This window comes from Vibrio sp. HM8-C (assembly GCF_058630515.1).
Genome location: NZ_JBMMKS010000011.1, coordinates 85,691 through 100,465 on the forward strand (window position 1 = coordinate 85,691; position 14,775 = coordinate 100,465).

Consider the following 14,775-nt stretch of genomic DNA (forward strand, 5'->3'; position numbering starts at 1 on the left):
ATACCCAAATCGAACTGTTGCGAAATTGCTAGTGGAGCGCAAATATTGAGGTGCTGCGCTTATCGTCTGGAAGGAGGGATGTTGGATAACCTGTGTTACTAACTGTGTAACAAATTGAGAAACAAATCTGAAGTGTGTTAGACTCCGCGCCCTGATGAGCAATGAATAGATTGCTGTGAGACTCGGCTTATACGTCGACTCCACCTATTTCAGACCCATCATAACTACCTCGTTATGATGGGTTTTTTGCTTTATATTGACTTAGACGACAGCAAAACCACTAAACTTAGTGCAATGTCACGCCCTACCAGTGCTTATGGGTAGCAGTAGTGTAAGAATTCGGTACACTACAGGATGATTATGTACGGGCTGACCCGCAAAACGAGAAACTTATGACTGATACTTTCCAACATATTTCTGTACTTCTTCATGAATCAATTGATGGCTTAGCTATCAAACCTGATGGTATCTATATTGATGGAACTTTTGGTCGTGGTGGTCACAGCCGTACAATCTTATCCAAGCTAGGTGAAAACGGTCGCTTATACAGTATTGACCGTGATCCTCAGGCGATAGCAGAAGCGCAGAAGATTGATGATCCTCGTTTTACTATTGTTCATGGTCCTTTTTCTGGCATCGCTGAATATGCAGCTCGTTATGATTTAGTGGGCAAAGTGGATGGTGTGCTTTTCGATTTAGGCGTATCGTCTCCTCAATTGGATGACGCTGAGCGCGGTTTCAGCTTTATGAAAGATGGTCCGCTTGATATGCGTATGGATCCAACATCTGGTATCCCTGTATCACAATGGTTGTTAGAAGCAGACCTTGATGACATTACTTGGGTGATTCGTGAGTTTGGTGAAGACAAACACGCTCGCCGTATTGCTAAAGCGATAGTGGCTTATCGTGAAGATGAAGAGAACGAGCCCCTAACACGAACCAGCCAGCTTGCTAAGTTAATCTCTGAAGCGGCGCCAAAAAGTTTTAAAGAGAAAAAGCACCCTGCGACACGTTCTTTCCAAGCTTTTCGTATTTACATCAACAGTGAATTAGAAGAAATTGATACAGCATTAAAAGGGGCTGCTTCAATTCTGGCTCCTGAAGGTCGCTTGTCTGTGATCAGTTTCCACTCTTTGGAAGACCGCATGGTGAAACGCTTTATTCGTAAAGAGAGCAAAGGTCCAGAAGTACCTCATGGTATTCCTCTTACTCAAGACCAAATCAAAGCTCTAGGTAGTGCGAATTTGAAAGCTATCGGTAAAGCGATTATGCCTACGTCTGAAGAAGTTGAAATGAATCCACGCTCACGTAGCTCTGTTCTGCGAATTGCTGAGAAACTTTGATTTATTTATGCCTCAAGCTAAAACTAACCTTGCCAAAATTATCGTCGTAGACCTGTTTACTGTAGGTCGGGTGCCGTTAGTGCTATTAATCTTGATCTTTGCGAGTGCAATGGGGGTTGTATTTACCACCCACCACACTCGCCAAGCTATTTCCGAAAAAGATCAGGCATTTATGGAAAGGGATAGGTTGGATAATGAATGGCGAAATTTGATTCTCGAAGAAACTGCCCTCGCTGAACACAGCCGAGTTCAGGAACTGGCTCAGAAAGATCTGGAAATGAAGCGTCCAGATTCCGATAAGGAAGTTGTGGTTAACCTGAAATGAAAAAAAAGCCAGTTCAAACAAAATCTAAATCTAACAAGTCGACCGCTAAACCAAAGCCTTCCAACGAAGCGATTCCAGCTCCCGTATTTATCCGCTGGCGCTTTTATCTGCTGGTATTCTTTCTTTTTGCCGCCATGGCGACGCTTATTGGTCGTGTCGCTTTTATCCAAGTCATCGAACCTGACAACTTAATTCGTGAAGGGGACATGCGTTCCATTCGCGCCAAAGAACTGCATTCTGCTCGTGGCATTATTTCCGATAGAAACGGTGAAGCCATTGCTGTAAGTGTCCCTGTAGAAGCAGTATGGGCAGATCCTGTCGCTATATTTAAAAATGGTGGTTTGCAGGAGAAAGATCGCTGGCATGCTCTTGCAGATGTGCTGGGGTTAGACCGCAATGCATTGTTGAAAAAAATCTCTGATAACAGCACTCGTCGTTTTATCTATCTGCAACGCCAAGTAAGCCCTGCGATGGCGAAATACATTCGTGAGTTAAAGCTTAACGGAGTTGGACTTAAAGCTGAGTCTCGCCGCTACTATCCAGCGGGTGAAGTGAGCGCACACCTGATTGGTGTAACCGGCATTGATGGTCACGGTTTGGAAGGCGCAGAGCGTAGTTACGACAAATGGCTGACTGGTGAGTCAGGTAAAAGCATTATCCGTAAAGACAGATATGGCCGAGTAGTGGAAAACATTTCACTGGAAGAGAGTGAAGAAGGAAAACCACTACAATTGACGATTGATCAACGTTTGCAAGCGATCGCGTTTCGTGCGGTAAAACAAGCAATGGCTGATTACCGAGCAACATCTGCTTCGGCTGTGATGCTAGATGTAAAAACGGGTGCCGTTCTAGCCATGGTTAATGCTCCATCATATAACCCGAATAACCGCAGTGACTGGCAAAGTTTTAAAATGCGCAACCGAGTTATCACCGATGCATTTGAGCCGGGTTCAACAGTTAAACCTTTTGTGGTTTTGGCAGCATTAGCGAACGGTATTGCCGACAAAAATACCATTATCGATACCGGTGATGGCGTGATGCAGATTGGTGGTAGCCGCGTTCGTGATACATCAAAAGTGGGCAAAGCTGATCTTCAGATGATTTTGAAGAAATCGAGTAACGTTGGTGTAGCAAAACTTGCATTGCAAATGCCACTCGAAGCCATGCTGGGTATGTACAATTCTGTTGGCTTGGGTGAAATGTCAGGTTTAAACCTAGTCGGTGAAACAGCCGGTATTTTCCCAAGCCGTAATCGCTGGTCACAGTTCGAAATTGCTACGCTTGCCTTCGGTTATGGCCTTGCAATCACGCCAATTCAATTGGCACATGCTTATGCGACGCTCGGAAACTTAGGTGTTTATCAGCCGATTCATATTATCGACAGCCACCAACAAGATTTGGCTCATCGAGTGGTTGATGCCAAGTATGCTAAACAAGTATTGGATATGTTGGAAACGGTAACTCAACCGGGTGGCACTGCGGTTCAAGCTGCTGTGCCTGGATATCGTATTGCAGCTAAATCAGGTACATCGCGTAAAGCGATTGCTGGTGGCTACAGTGATGAGTACTTTGCTTACACCGCAGGTGTTGCTCCAGTCAGTGACCCCAGAATTTCTCTGGTTGTGATGGTCAATGAGCCGCAAGGTGACTCTTATTACGGTGGTGCCGTAGCGGGTCCTGTATTTTCAGAGATCATGAAAGGTGCTCTGCAAATCCTGAACATCGTTCCAGATGAAAATCGATTCCAACAATAACGGTTTAAAAATAACATCTTAATGTGAAAGTTAGTGTGAGAACCAATATGAACACTAGTAAGGCTTTATCTGAACTTATCTCTCCTTGGCTTCAAGCGGATTCAGCTTGGGGCAATATCTCAGTAACCCATTTAGATCTAGACAGTCGAAAAATTCGCGCTGGTGATACTTTCGTTGCCATCGTTGGTCATGCTGTGGACGGCAGAAAATACATTGATACGGCTATTGAGCGTGGCGCGAATGCGGTATTAGCTCAAGCATGTCAAATCAAAACCCACGGTAGCGTTGAATGGAAAGCTGATGTTCCCGTTGTTTACATTGAGAAACTGGATCTGCATTTGTCTGAATTAGCCGGAAATCTTTACGGCGCTCATCAGAGTCGTTTAGTTGGGGTGACTGGTACTAATGGAAAAACCACCATTACTCAGCTCATTGCTCAATGGATAGATTTACTCGGTGAAAAAGCGGCTGTGATGGGTACAACGGGTAATGGTTTTCTCGCGAACCTAGAGCCCGCAGCAAACACCACAGGCAGCGCGATTGAAATTCAAGCTCAGTTACATCAACTTGCCGAACAAGGCGCAGCTTTCACTGCTTTGGAAGTTTCTTCTCATGGTCTGGTGCAAGGGCGAGTGAAAAAACTTACTTTTGATGTCGGTGTATTTTCGAACTTGAGCCGTGATCATTTGGATTACCACGGTACGATGGAAGAGTACGCGAAAGCGAAGTTCTCTCTTTTTACTGAACATCAATGTCGCAATGCGATTATCAATATTGATGATGCAGTTGGTTTGGAGTGGAGTGTCAAATTGTCTCATGCGATTGGCATCTCACTGAAAACAAGACCGAAAACTGAACGTGCTCTTTGGGCTACACAAGTTACTTATGCAGAAACTGGGATTACTCTTGGTTTTGATGGAAGTTGGGGTAACGGAGAGCTGCATGTCCCTCTGATCGGCGAGTTTAACGCTTCGAATGTCATGCAAGCTTTTGCGGCAATGTTATCGCTGGGCTTTGCGAAACAAGAGCTAATCAAAACCGCTCCACAATTAAAACCAGTGCTTGGTCGAATGGAGCTGTTCCAAGTAGCGAATAAAGCCAAAGTGGTTGTGGATTACGCACACACCCCAGATGCATTGGAGAAAGCTTTGCTGGCTCTTCGAGTTCATTGCAGCGGTAAGCTTTGGGCAATCGTTGGATGTGGTGGTGATCGTGATAAAGGCAAACGCCCAATGATGGCGTCGATAGCTGAAAAGTTTGCCGATCGCGTCATTCTCACTGATGACAATCCTCGTAGTGAAGATCCTGCGGCTATCGTGCAGGATATGTTAGCTGGATTAGACCATCCCGACGCCGCTCAAATTGAGCACAGCCGTTATTTGGCTGCAAAATTTGCGGTTGATAATGCTGGTACTGATGACATTATCTTGTTGGCAGGGAAAGGTCATGAAGATTACCAAGTCATGGCGAATGAAACTATCCATTACTCAGACAGAGAGTCTGCTCAAACTTTATTAGGGTTAGCATTATGATTAAAACTTCGTTATCCCAATTAAGTGATGTACTGAGTGCGCGTTTAGTTGGCGAAGATCTCGATATTGAAGCCGTTACCACAGACACTCGTAATGTGCCTGAGAATGCTCTGTTTGTGGCTTTAGTTGGTGAGCGTTTTGATGCTCATGATTTTGCACAGCAAGCTGTGGAGAAAGGCGCTAAAGCGCTATTGGTTGAACGTGAGCTAGATGTCGATTTACCACAATTAATTGTTTCCAATACTAAATTGGCTTTGGGGAAACTCGGTTCTTGGGTTCACCAAGTGTGTGCTACACCTACGGTGGCGATTACCGGTAGTTGCGGTAAAACCACAGTGAAAGAAATGGTGGCGAGTATCTTGTCATCTAAAGGACAGGTTCTTTTTACCGCTGGAAACTTCAACAACGATATTGGTGTACCTCTGACTCTGCTGCGTTCAACAGAGCAAGATGACTTTGCTGTTATCGAACTTGGTGCTAACCATATTGGCGAAATTGCCTATACCACAGAGCTAGTTAAACCGGATGTGGCTTTAGTCAACAATGTGGCAGCGGCTCACTTAGAAGGCTTTGGCTCTATCGATGGCGTAAAACAGGCTAAAGGCGAAATTTATCAAGGCTTATCATCGGCAAGTACGGCGATAGTGAACCTTGAAAGTAATGGTGGCGAAATCTGGCAACCGGTACTAGCAGACAAAACGGTGAAAACCTTTTCATCCATCAATAGCGAAGCGGATTTCTACGCTAACAACATTCAGTTAGATCAAGCGGGACGAACTTCATTTAATATGGTGACACCGATTGGTGAAGCCCACATTGCTTTGAATATCATCGGTCAACATAACGTTTCTAATGCATTAGCAGCATCTGCTCTGGCGATTGAAATGGGCGCGACTTTAGACGAAATTCAATACGGTTTGGCTCATCTACCTAAGGTGAAAGGCCGAGTTGATGTTGAAACGTTGACTGAAAATATCACCTTAATTGATGATAGCTACAATGCGAGTGTTCCAGCTATGAAGGCTGCGGTAGACTTGTTGGCGAGTTTTTCTGACAGCCGTTGGTTAATTTTAGGCAATATGGCGGAGTTGGGTAACGAAAGTCTTGCACTTCACCAACAAGTCGGTGAACATGCAGCACCATTCAATTTTGAATTTGTTTTGACCTATGGCGCTGATGCAAAAGTAATTAGCGAGGTTTGCCATGGTAAACACTTTGACAGTCATCAAGAGATGATCAGTTTTATCGAGCAGGAATTAGCACAACAACAGGATCGTTCTCACGTGTTGTTAGTCAAAGGGGCTAATAGTGCGGGTATGAGTAAGATTGCTGCTGCTCTTAAGGAGAAGTACTCATGATTATTTGGCTAGCGGAATTACTCCAGCCATATTTTTCGTTTTTTCGTTTGTTCGAATACCTATCGTTTCGAGCAATTGTGAGCATCTTAACGGCACTTGCGTTGTCGTTATGGATGGGACCTCACTTAATTAAGCGCTTACAACTTCTACAAATTGGTCAAGTCGTTCGTAATGACGGACCTGAATCGCACTTTAGTAAGCGTGGAACACCGACTATGGGCGGTGTGATGATTTTGGCTTCTATTTTTGCCACTGTTCTACTTTGGGCTGATTTGTCGAACCCTTATGTCTGGGCTGTATTGGCTGTTCTTGGTGGTTATGGCGCAGTCGGTTTTGTTGATGACTACCGTAAAGTGGTGCGTAAGAATACTGACGGTTTGATTGCTCGCTGGAAATACTTCTGGCAATCAACAATTGCCTTGGTTGTGGCTTTTGCACTTTATGCACATGGTAAAGATACGGCTGCAACTCAGCTGGTGGTGCCTTTCTTTAAGGACATCATGCCGCAGCTTGGTATGCTTTATATCGTTCTGACTTACTTTGTGATTGTTGGTACCAGTAACGCTGTTAACTTAACCGATGGCTTAGATGGATTGGCGATCATGCCGACCGTTCTTGTTTCAGCTGGTTTCGGTGTGATTGCATGGGCGACAGGTAACGTTAACTTTGCTAACTACCTTCATATTCCTTATATCCCTTACACCTCGGAACTGGTGGTGGTTTGTACTGCGATTGTTGGGGCGGGTTTAGGCTTCCTATGGTTTAACACCTATCCAGCACAAGTGTTTATGGGCGATGTAGGTTCACTTGCTCTTGGTGGTGCGCTCGGTACTATCGCTGTGCTGGTTCGTCAAGAATTTGTGTTAGTCATCATGGGCGGTGTTTTCGTGATGGAAACTATCTCTGTAATATTGCAGGTTGGTTCATACAAACTGCGTGGTCAACGTATTTTCCGTATGGCACCAATTCACCATCACTATGAACTTAAAGGCTGGCCAGAGCCGCGCGTTATTGTGCGTTTTTGGATCATCTCAATTGTGTTGGTTTTAATTGGCTTAGCGACTCTTAAAGTACGTTAATAGCTAAAGTCCGTTAGTTTAAAGCTAAACAGAAATAATGATTGGGGAATATCCCCGAAGGATATGGATTTAAAATGGACCGTTGGCAAGGCATTCAGCATGTTGTGGTCGTAGGGCTCGGTATTACCGGGCTCTCTGTCGTTAATTATCTTAGAAAATTTCATCCTCAAATTGAGGTGAAAGTGATTGATACTCGCGATAATCCGCCAAGCAAGGAGCAACTGCCGCAAGACGTTGCTCTGCATAGCGGTGGCTGGAATGTGGATTGGTTGTTAGCTTCTGATTTGATTGTGGCAAATCCGGGTATTGCCTTGGCAACACCACAAATTCAACAAGCTATCGCTGCGAACATTCCTGTTGTCGGTGATATTGAGCTTTTCGCTTGGCACGTTGAAAAACCAGTGGTCGCGATTACAGGCTCAAACGGCAAAAGTACCGTTACTGACCTGATGGGTGTGTTGGGTAATGCCGCTGGTTTAAAAACCTTTATTGGTGGCAATATCGGTGTACCAGCACTCGATTTACTTTCTGAAGATTCTGATCTTTATGTGCTTGAACTTTCTAGTTTTCAGCTTGAAACGACTTCGAATCTAAACCTTAAAGCCGCAGCGTTTTTAAATCTTTCTGAAGATCATATGGATCGCTATGACGGGATGGAATCTTACCGTCAGGCTAAACTACGCATTTTTGAGCATACTGAAACATTGGTTGTTAATGCCGATGACCGCCAAACCTATCCAGATTCAAAAAGTACCGAGCTGCTCAGCTTTGGTTTAGAAAATCCGGCGGATTTCTACACTCAACAGCACCAAGGTCAAGAGTGGTTAATGGCTGGTGATACAGCAGTACTACCTTCAACTGAACTGAGCCTAGTTGGGCGCCATAACGTTGCAAACGTATTAACGGTTCTTGCTCTGCTGAAAGCTGCGGGTATTGAATACAGTGTTTCTCTGTTGAACGCTCTAAAGTCTTACACCGGATTGACGCATCGTTGTCAGGTGGTTGAAGACAAACATGGTGTTAAGTGGGTTAATGATTCCAAAGCAACCAACGTTGCAAGTACCTTGGCAGCTCTATCGGGACTTTCTTTGAAAGGTAATCTGTATCTGCTGGTGGGTGGTTTAGGTAAAGGTGCAGATTTCTCTTCACTCAAGCCTGTATTCGAAACATTACCGCTAAAGCTTTGCTGCTTCGGTAAAGATGGCGATCAGTTTATGCCTCTTCATCCGTCAGCGCGCCGTTTTGATACGATGGAGCAGCTAGTAAAAGCCGTCAGTAATGAGCTTGCACACGGTGACATGGTGTTATTGTCTCCTGCTTGTGCCAGCATGGATCAGTTTAAAAACTTTATGGACAGAGGTGAGCAGTTTGCCGCTCTGGCAAAACAATTTGCAGATAAAGTTTCTGTGTAAATAATTCGCATAGTCGAAAGGTAATGTTTTGGGACGATTTAAACCAATAAATTCTATTCATAAATGGCTAAGAACTCCTTCACCAGAGGCTCTGTTTGATCGCCAACTCGTCTGGATAGCATTAGGTTTAATGTTGATTGGTCTTGTGATGGTGACATCAGCGTCGTTTCCAATCAGTTCAAGACTCACAGATCAGCCGTTCCATTTTATGTTTCGTCATGCAGTCTTTTTGCTATTGGCGTTAATGGTTTCGTCAGTCATATTGCGAATACCAATGCAGCGTTGGTCTCAATACAGCTCGGTATTACTGGCAGTCTCTTTCCTGTTGCTGGTGGTGGTATTAGTTGGCGGCAAATCGGTTAATGGTGCTTCACGTTGGATCCCTTTAGGACTGTTCAACTTACAACCCGCTGAGGTCGCGAAACTCTCTTTGTTTATTTTTATGTCAGGCTATTTAGTTCGTAAGCAAGACGAAGTGCGAGAGACTTTCTTTGGCGGCTTCATTAAACCGATTTTGGTGTTTATGGCGCTAGCCGTATTGCTGCTACTACAACCTGACTTAGGTACTGTGGTTGTGATGCTGGTGACTTTGTTTGGCATGCTATTTATTGCAGGCGCAAAGCTATCTCAGTTCCTCGCTTTAATGGTGGCGGGGATTTTAGTGATTGTTGGTCTTATTGCCGCAGAGCCATACCGTATACGCCGCGTGACCTCTTTCCTTGATCCTTGGGATGACCCTTTTGGTAGTGGTTATCAGTTAACTCAATCATTGATGGCGTTTGGTCGTGGTGAGTGGTTTGGTCAAGGTTTAGGTAACTCGATTCAAAAACTTGAATATTTACCTGAAGCGCATACCGACTTTGTATTTGCAGTTGTCGGAGAAGAACTGGGGTTTGTCGGTGTCATACTAATTTTAACGCTGATTTTTAGTCTGGTTCTGAAAGCTGCGTTTATCGGCAAGAAAGCATTTGAGCATGATCATCAGTTTGGTGGTTATCTTGCTCTGGGAATTAGCATTTGGTTTGCGTTCCAAACGCTGGTGAACGTTGGTGCCGCCGCTGGTATGGTGCCAACAAAAGGTCTTACTTTACCGCTGATAAGTTATGGTGGTTCCAGTTTAATTGTTATGTCTGTGGCAGTATCTATTTTGCTTCGCATCGATCATGAATGCCGAGTAGAGCGAGTTCGACAGTTAGAAGAAATGGCTGATGAAGAATAAGAAACGTTTAATGGTGATGGCTGGTGGTACCGGCGGTCATGTTTTCCCTGGATTAGCTGTAGCTAAAAAGCTTCAGCAGCAAGGATGGGAAATTCGTTGGTTAGGCACAGCTGACCGTATGGAAGCAGACTTAGTGCCGAAACATGGTATTGAGATTGATTTCATTCGTGTAAAAGGCTTACGTGGGCAAGGTATCACTCGTCTGATCAAAGCGCCTTTCCAAATCATCAATGCCATTATGCAAGCTCGTCGCCATATCAAAGCATGGCAGCCAGATGCAGTACTTGGCATGGGTGGATACGTCAGTGGTCCGGGCGGCGTTGCTGCATGGATTCAAGGAATTCCTGTTGTTTTACATGAACAGAATGCGGTAGCAGGTTTAACCAATCAGTGGTTATCGAAAATTGCATCGCGAGTGTTTCAGGCTTTTAAAGGTGCATTTCCGAATGCGCCTGTGGTTGGAAACCCTGTTCGTACCGATGTGGTGGAACTGTCAGAGCCAAATCAACGTCTTGCTGAGAGAAATGGGGCTATTCGTGTGCTTGTCATGGGTGGAAGCCAAGGTGCAAGAATCCTTAACCAAACTCTGCCTGATGTCATGGCACAATTAGGCGAAGGCTACGAAGTTCGTCATCAGGCTGGTAAAGATAATCAGCCGGAAGTAGAACAAGCCTACCAAGCATCAGGTGCCAAAAACTACCAAGTAACTGAATTTATAGATGATGTAGCGCAAGCATACGCATGGGCAGATTTGTTAGTTTGCCGCTCTGGAGCGTTAACGGTTTCTGAAGTCTCAGCTGCTGGTGTTGCAGCTATTTTTATTCCGTTCATGCACAAAGATAGACAGCAAGCATTGAATGCAGATCATTTAGTCGAGTGTGGTGCGGCAAAAATGATAGAACAACCGCAATTGACGGTTGAAAAGCTGACACAAACTATAGCAGAGCTCGAACGTACCCAATTATTAGATATGGCCAATAAAGCCCGTCAAGCAGCTAAATTAGATGCAGACCAAGTGGTTGCTGACGCCATTATCGCTATTACTGAGAAATGAGAACCTATTCATGAAGATCAAACATACTCAAGACTTAGCTCAAATCCGAGCAATGGTGCCTGAAATGCGCCGAGTTAAATGCATTCACTTTATCGGTATCGGTGGTGCAGGTATGAGTGGCATAGCCGAGGTTTTGCTAAATGAAGGTTATCAAATAACAGGTTCTGATATTTCTGCGAATGCGGTAACTGAGCGTCTAGAAAGTATCGGAGCAACGGTATTTATCGGTCATCAAGAGTCGAATATTGATCAAGCGAGTGTTGTGGTCGTATCAACGGCGATCAACGAACAAAACCCTGAAATTCAAGCCGCTCGCGAAAAGCGTATACCCATTGTTCGTCGCGCTGAAATGTTGGCTGAGCTGATGCGTTTCCGTCACGGTATTGCTGTGGCAGGCACGCACGGCAAAACAACGACTACGGCGTTAGTGACACAAATCTATTCTGAAGCTGGGATGGATCCAACATTTGTTAATGGTGGTTTGGTTAAAAGTGCAGGTACTAACGCACGCTTAGGTTCTAGCCGCGTATTGATTGCAGAAGCTGATGAAAGCGATGCTTCATTCTTACATTTGCAACCAATGGCAACGATTGTAACCAACATTGAAGCGGACCATATGGATACCTATGGCGGTGACTTCGAAACGTTGAAACAAACATTTGTCGATTTTATGCACAACTTGCCATTTTATGGTCAAGCAATTGTTTGCATTGATGATCCAGTGGTTCGTGAGTTGATTCCACGTATTAGCCGTCAAGTAATCACTTATGGTTTCTCTGATGATGCTGATGTTCGTATTGAAAACTACCGTCAGCAGGGGCAACAAGGGAAGTTCACCGTTGTTCGCCAAGGTAAAGAAAACTTGGATATCACTCTAAATATTCCAGGTCGCCACAATGCACTAAATGCTTCAGCAGCGATTGCCGTTGCAACAGAAGATGACATCAGCGATGAAGCAATTTTGAAAGCGTTGATCAGTACTCAAGGTACAGGTCGTCGGTTTGACCACCTCGGTGAGTTCGAAACAGGTAATGGTATGGCTATGTTGGTAGATGATTATGGTCATCACCCAACAGAGGTGGATGTAACCATTAAAGCGGCTCGTAGTGGTTGGGCTGACAAGCGTTTGGTTATGGTTTTCCAACCACACCGCTATACACGTACTCGCGACCTTTATGATGATTTTGCTAATGTGCTGGAGCAGGTCGACGTATTGATTATGTTGGATGTTTATTCAGCAGGTGAAAAACCTATTGCTGGCGCGGACGGACGCTCTCTTTGCCGCACTATTCGTAGCCGAGGAAAAGTTGATCCTATCTTTGTTTCAGACAACAAAACATTGCCAGCAGTACTAGCGAATGTATTACAAGATGGTGACCTAGTTCTGACTCAAGGTGCAGGGGATGTGGGCAAAGTAGCCAAGCACTTACAATCTTTACAATTGAATATTGAAAAGATGCAGAAATATTAAATTTGTTGCTTATAGGTGTATCATTCGTGATTTCGGTGGTACTCCTACCAGTTTTATTTATTTGAGTGTTTGATACTTTTAGTGTCCTCAGTATAATCCTTAGGTTAAAGTTATTGCTTTTGCCTCTATTGTACATTGAAATAGGGAATTAAATTGCCAGTCGTCAACAGGAACAACGAACTTTGATAAATAGTACATTTTCTCAAGGTCGTATTATGTCCCGTTCACCATTAGTTCGAGAGCATATCGCAGGTGGTAGCTTTTTACTTTTGGTGATGTTGTTGGTTGGCTTTTTGCTGTATTCAACGATCAGTTGGATGTGGGATGAACAGAGACTTCCGCTCTCGAAGATAGTTTTGCAAGGTGACTTACAATACGTATCCGCGTTTGATGTTCAACGTGCATTTGGTCAGCTCGATCATATTGGCACATTCATGTCGCAGGATATTAATGAGCTGCAATCTAGCGCTCAGTCAATACCTTGGGTATCTCATGCTTCAATCCGCAAACAATGGCCAGATACAATAAAAGTATTTTTAACCGAATATCAGGTTAAAGCTATTTGGAATGGTAATTCGTTGCTCGATGATAAAGGTATTGTCTTTAATGGCGATATTGCTCAGGTTAATGAAGAGCACGTAAAACTATATGGTCCAGATGGCAGTGCACCTGAAGTTTTAAATATCTGGAAAGAATACAGCCCTAAATTTCAGCAGATAGGCTTAAATATATCCTCTCTGGTATTAAATGAGCGTCGAGCTTGGCAAATTATTTTAGATAACGGAATTCGCTTAGAATTAGGAAAAGAGTCTTTAGAAGAGCGAATAAATCGTTTCTTTTTACTCTATAAGCAGCTAGGTAATGATGCTGAACGAGTAAGTTATATCGATCTCAGATACGATACCGGAGCGGCCGTTGGTTGGTTTCCTGATCAAGAATTAGCGCAAGAGAGCACAGATGAGTAAAACAGCTGATGACAAATTAATTGTTGGTCTCGATATAGGTACTGCCACCGTTTCAGCTTTAGTTGGTGAACTACTTCCTGATGGTCAAATTAATATTATTGGCGCAGGTACAAGCCCATCCAGAGGAATGGATAAGGGCGGCGTAAACGATCTGGAATCGGTGGTTAAATCAGTTCAGCGTGCAGTAGATCAGGCTGAATTAATGGCGGAATGCCAAATTAGTAATGTATTCTTGTCGATTTCTGGTCGACACATTACGAGCAGAATTGAAAAAGGTATGGGCACTATTTCTGAAGGGGAAGTTTCCCAAGAAGATATGGATCGTGCTATTCATACCGCGAAGTCGATCAAAATAAGTGAGGAACAACGTATTTTGCATGTTATTCCTCAAGAATTTACGATTGATTATCAAGAAGGTATAAAAAATCCGCTAGGATTATCTGGAGTGCGCATGGAAGTTAGCGTGCACTTGATTACCTGCCATAGCGATATGGCGAGAAATATTATTAAAGCTGTTGAACGTTGCGGTTTGAAAGTTGAGCAGTTAGTGTATTCAGGATTGGCGGCAAGTAATGCTGTTATTACTGAAGATGAGCGAGAGCTTGGTGTATGTGTTATTGACATTGGTGCAGGTACGATGGATATCGCTATTTGGACTGGTGGTGCTTTAAGACATACAGAAGTATTCTCATATGCGGGCAATGCAGTAACAAGCGATATAGCGTTTGCTTTTGGTACACCTGTAAACGACGCTGAAGAAATAAAAGTTAAGTACGGTTGCGCGTTAAGTGAGTTGGTTAGTAAGGATGACACAGTAAACGTACCTAGTGTTGGCGGTAGACCATCACGAAGTTTACAACGTCAAACCTTGTCGGAAGTGATTGAGCCTCGCTACACTGAGTTAATGGGCTTAGTTAACCAGACCATAGATACTGTCCAAGAGAACTTGCGAAAAGAAGGCATTAAACATCATTTAGCTGCAGGTGTAGTTTTAACTGGTGGTGCTTCGCAAATAGAAGGCTTAGTGGAATGTGCTGAACGCGTATTCCGCAATCAAGTTAGGGTAGGTAAGCCTCTCGAAGTGAGTGGGCTTACTGATTACGTTAAAGAGCCGTATCATTCTACGGCAGTTGGTTTACTTCATTACGCCAAAGACAGTCAAATTAATGACGACATTGAGTTTCAAGAGCCTAAGCGCCAGTCAGTGTCTAGTGTAATTAGTCGTTTGCGTAATTGGATACAAAAAGAGTTTTAACCTGAGTT

General features: G+C 44.0%; 12 protein-coding genes. All 12 read left to right on the top strand.

The window, feature by feature from the left end; all coding sequences use genetic code 11:
- Nucleotides 1-392 precede the first annotated feature (392 nt).
- The 12 genes from rsmH to ftsA all read left to right on the top strand — a co-directional run bounded on the left by rsmH (nt 393) and on the right by ftsA (nt 14,767).
- Complete coding sequence (gene rsmH / locus ACOSVQ_RS13665; protein ID WP_491983080.1) at nt 393-1,343, top strand: 16S rRNA (cytosine(1402)-N(4))-methyltransferase RsmH; 951 nt, start codon at nt 393-395, stop codon at nt 1,341-1,343.
- A 7-nt stretch (nt 1,344-1,350) separates the two neighbouring features.
- Nucleotides 1,351-1,668: a cell division protein FtsL gene (ftsL, locus tag ACOSVQ_RS13670; RefSeq protein WP_491983081.1), complete on the top strand. Its 318-nt coding sequence runs from the start codon at nt 1,351-1,353 to the stop codon at nt 1,666-1,668.
- Nucleotides 1,665-3,422 (top strand): penicillin-binding transpeptidase domain-containing protein, encoded by a 1,758-nt coding sequence (locus ACOSVQ_RS13675; RefSeq protein ID WP_491983082.1) that lies wholly within the window; start codon nt 1,665-1,667, stop codon nt 3,420-3,422. Before ftsL ends, ACOSVQ_RS13675 begins: the two co-directional genes overlap by 4 nt.
- A 47-nt stretch (nt 3,423-3,469) precedes the next feature.
- Nucleotides 3,470-4,954, top strand: a complete 1,485-nt coding sequence (murE, locus tag ACOSVQ_RS13680; RefSeq protein ID WP_491983083.1) for a UDP-N-acetylmuramoyl-L-alanyl-D-glutamate--2,6-diaminopimelate ligase — start codon at nt 3,470-3,472, stop codon at nt 4,952-4,954.
- A complete protein-coding gene (gene murF, locus ACOSVQ_RS13685; RefSeq protein WP_491983084.1) occupies nt 4,951-6,312 on the top strand; it encodes a UDP-N-acetylmuramoyl-tripeptide--D-alanyl-D-alanine ligase in 1,362 nt (453 codons plus the stop codon). Before murE ends, murF begins: the two co-directional genes overlap by 4 nt.
- Entirely contained in the window at nt 6,309-7,391 is a 1,083-nt protein-coding gene (mraY, locus tag ACOSVQ_RS13690; protein ID WP_491983085.1) for a phospho-N-acetylmuramoyl-pentapeptide-transferase, read from the top strand. Before murF ends, mraY begins: the two co-directional genes overlap by 4 nt.
- Before the next feature lie 74 nt (nt 7,392-7,465).
- A complete protein-coding gene (murD, locus tag ACOSVQ_RS13695; protein ID WP_491983086.1) occupies nt 7,466-8,803 on the top strand; it encodes a UDP-N-acetylmuramoyl-L-alanine--D-glutamate ligase in 1,338 nt (445 codons plus the stop codon).
- 28 nt (nt 8,804-8,831) lie between these two features.
- Nucleotides 8,832-10,022 carry a cell division protein FtsW gene (ftsW, locus tag ACOSVQ_RS13700; RefSeq protein ID WP_491983087.1) on the top strand — a complete coding sequence of 397 codons (1,191 nt, stop codon included), beginning with the start codon at nt 8,832-8,834 and terminating at the stop codon, nt 10,020-10,022.
- Nucleotides 10,012-11,076: an undecaprenyldiphospho-muramoylpentapeptide beta-N-acetylglucosaminyltransferase gene (gene murG / locus ACOSVQ_RS13705; RefSeq protein ID WP_491983088.1), complete on the top strand. Its 1,065-nt coding sequence runs from the start codon at nt 10,012-10,014 to the stop codon at nt 11,074-11,076. The genes ftsW and murG overlap by 11 nt, the downstream gene beginning before the upstream one ends.
- Nucleotides 11,077-11,086: 10 nt before the next feature.
- Nucleotides 11,087-12,547 carry a UDP-N-acetylmuramate--L-alanine ligase gene (gene murC, locus ACOSVQ_RS13710; RefSeq protein WP_491983089.1) on the top strand — a complete coding sequence of 487 codons (1,461 nt, stop codon included), beginning with the start codon at nt 11,087-11,089 and terminating at the stop codon, nt 12,545-12,547.
- Nucleotides 12,548-12,762: 215 nt separating this feature from the next.
- On the top strand, nt 12,763-13,512 hold the full coding sequence (locus tag ACOSVQ_RS13715; protein WP_491983090.1) for a cell division protein FtsQ/DivIB: 750 nt from the start codon (nt 12,763-12,765) through the stop codon (nt 13,510-13,512).
- Nucleotides 13,505-14,767 carry a cell division protein FtsA gene (ftsA, locus tag ACOSVQ_RS13720; RefSeq protein WP_491983091.1) on the top strand — a complete coding sequence of 421 codons (1,263 nt, stop codon included), beginning with the start codon at nt 13,505-13,507 and terminating at the stop codon, nt 14,765-14,767. The genes ACOSVQ_RS13715 and ftsA overlap by 8 nt, the downstream gene beginning before the upstream one ends.
- Nucleotides 14,768-14,775: the final 8 nt, after the last annotated feature.

Excerpts from the sequence above, each read along its gene's own strand:
- murC (WP_491983089.1), top strand. The coding sequence starts at position 11,087 with ATGAAGATCAAACATACTCAAGACTTAGCTCAAATCCGAGCAATGGTG.
- murE (WP_491983083.1), top strand. The coding sequence starts at position 3,470 with ATGAACACTAGTAAGGCTTTATCTGAACTTATCTCTCCTTGGCTTCAA.
- murF (WP_491983084.1), top strand. The coding sequence starts at position 4,951 with ATGATTAAAACTTCGTTATCCCAATTAAGTGATGTACTGAGTGCGCGT.
- ACOSVQ_RS13715 (WP_491983090.1), top strand. The coding sequence starts at position 12,763 with ATGTCCCGTTCACCATTAGTTCGAGAGCATATCGCAGGTGGTAGCTTT.
- mraY (WP_491983085.1), top strand. The coding sequence starts at position 6,309 with ATGATTATTTGGCTAGCGGAATTACTCCAGCCATATTTTTCGTTTTTT.
- murG (WP_491983088.1), top strand. The coding sequence starts at position 10,012 with ATGAAGAATAAGAAACGTTTAATGGTGATGGCTGGTGGTACCGGCGGT.
- rsmH (WP_491983080.1), top strand. The coding sequence starts at position 393 with ATGACTGATACTTTCCAACATATTTCTGTACTTCTTCATGAATCAATT.
- murD (WP_491983086.1), top strand. The coding sequence starts at position 7,466 with ATGGACCGTTGGCAAGGCATTCAGCATGTTGTGGTCGTAGGGCTCGGT.
- ACOSVQ_RS13675 (WP_491983082.1), top strand. The coding sequence starts at position 1,665 with ATGAAAAAAAAGCCAGTTCAAACAAAATCTAAATCTAACAAGTCGACC.
- ftsL (WP_491983081.1), top strand. The coding sequence starts at position 1,351 with ATGCCTCAAGCTAAAACTAACCTTGCCAAAATTATCGTCGTAGACCTG.
- ftsA (WP_491983091.1), top strand. The coding sequence starts at position 13,505 with ATGAGTAAAACAGCTGATGACAAATTAATTGTTGGTCTCGATATAGGT.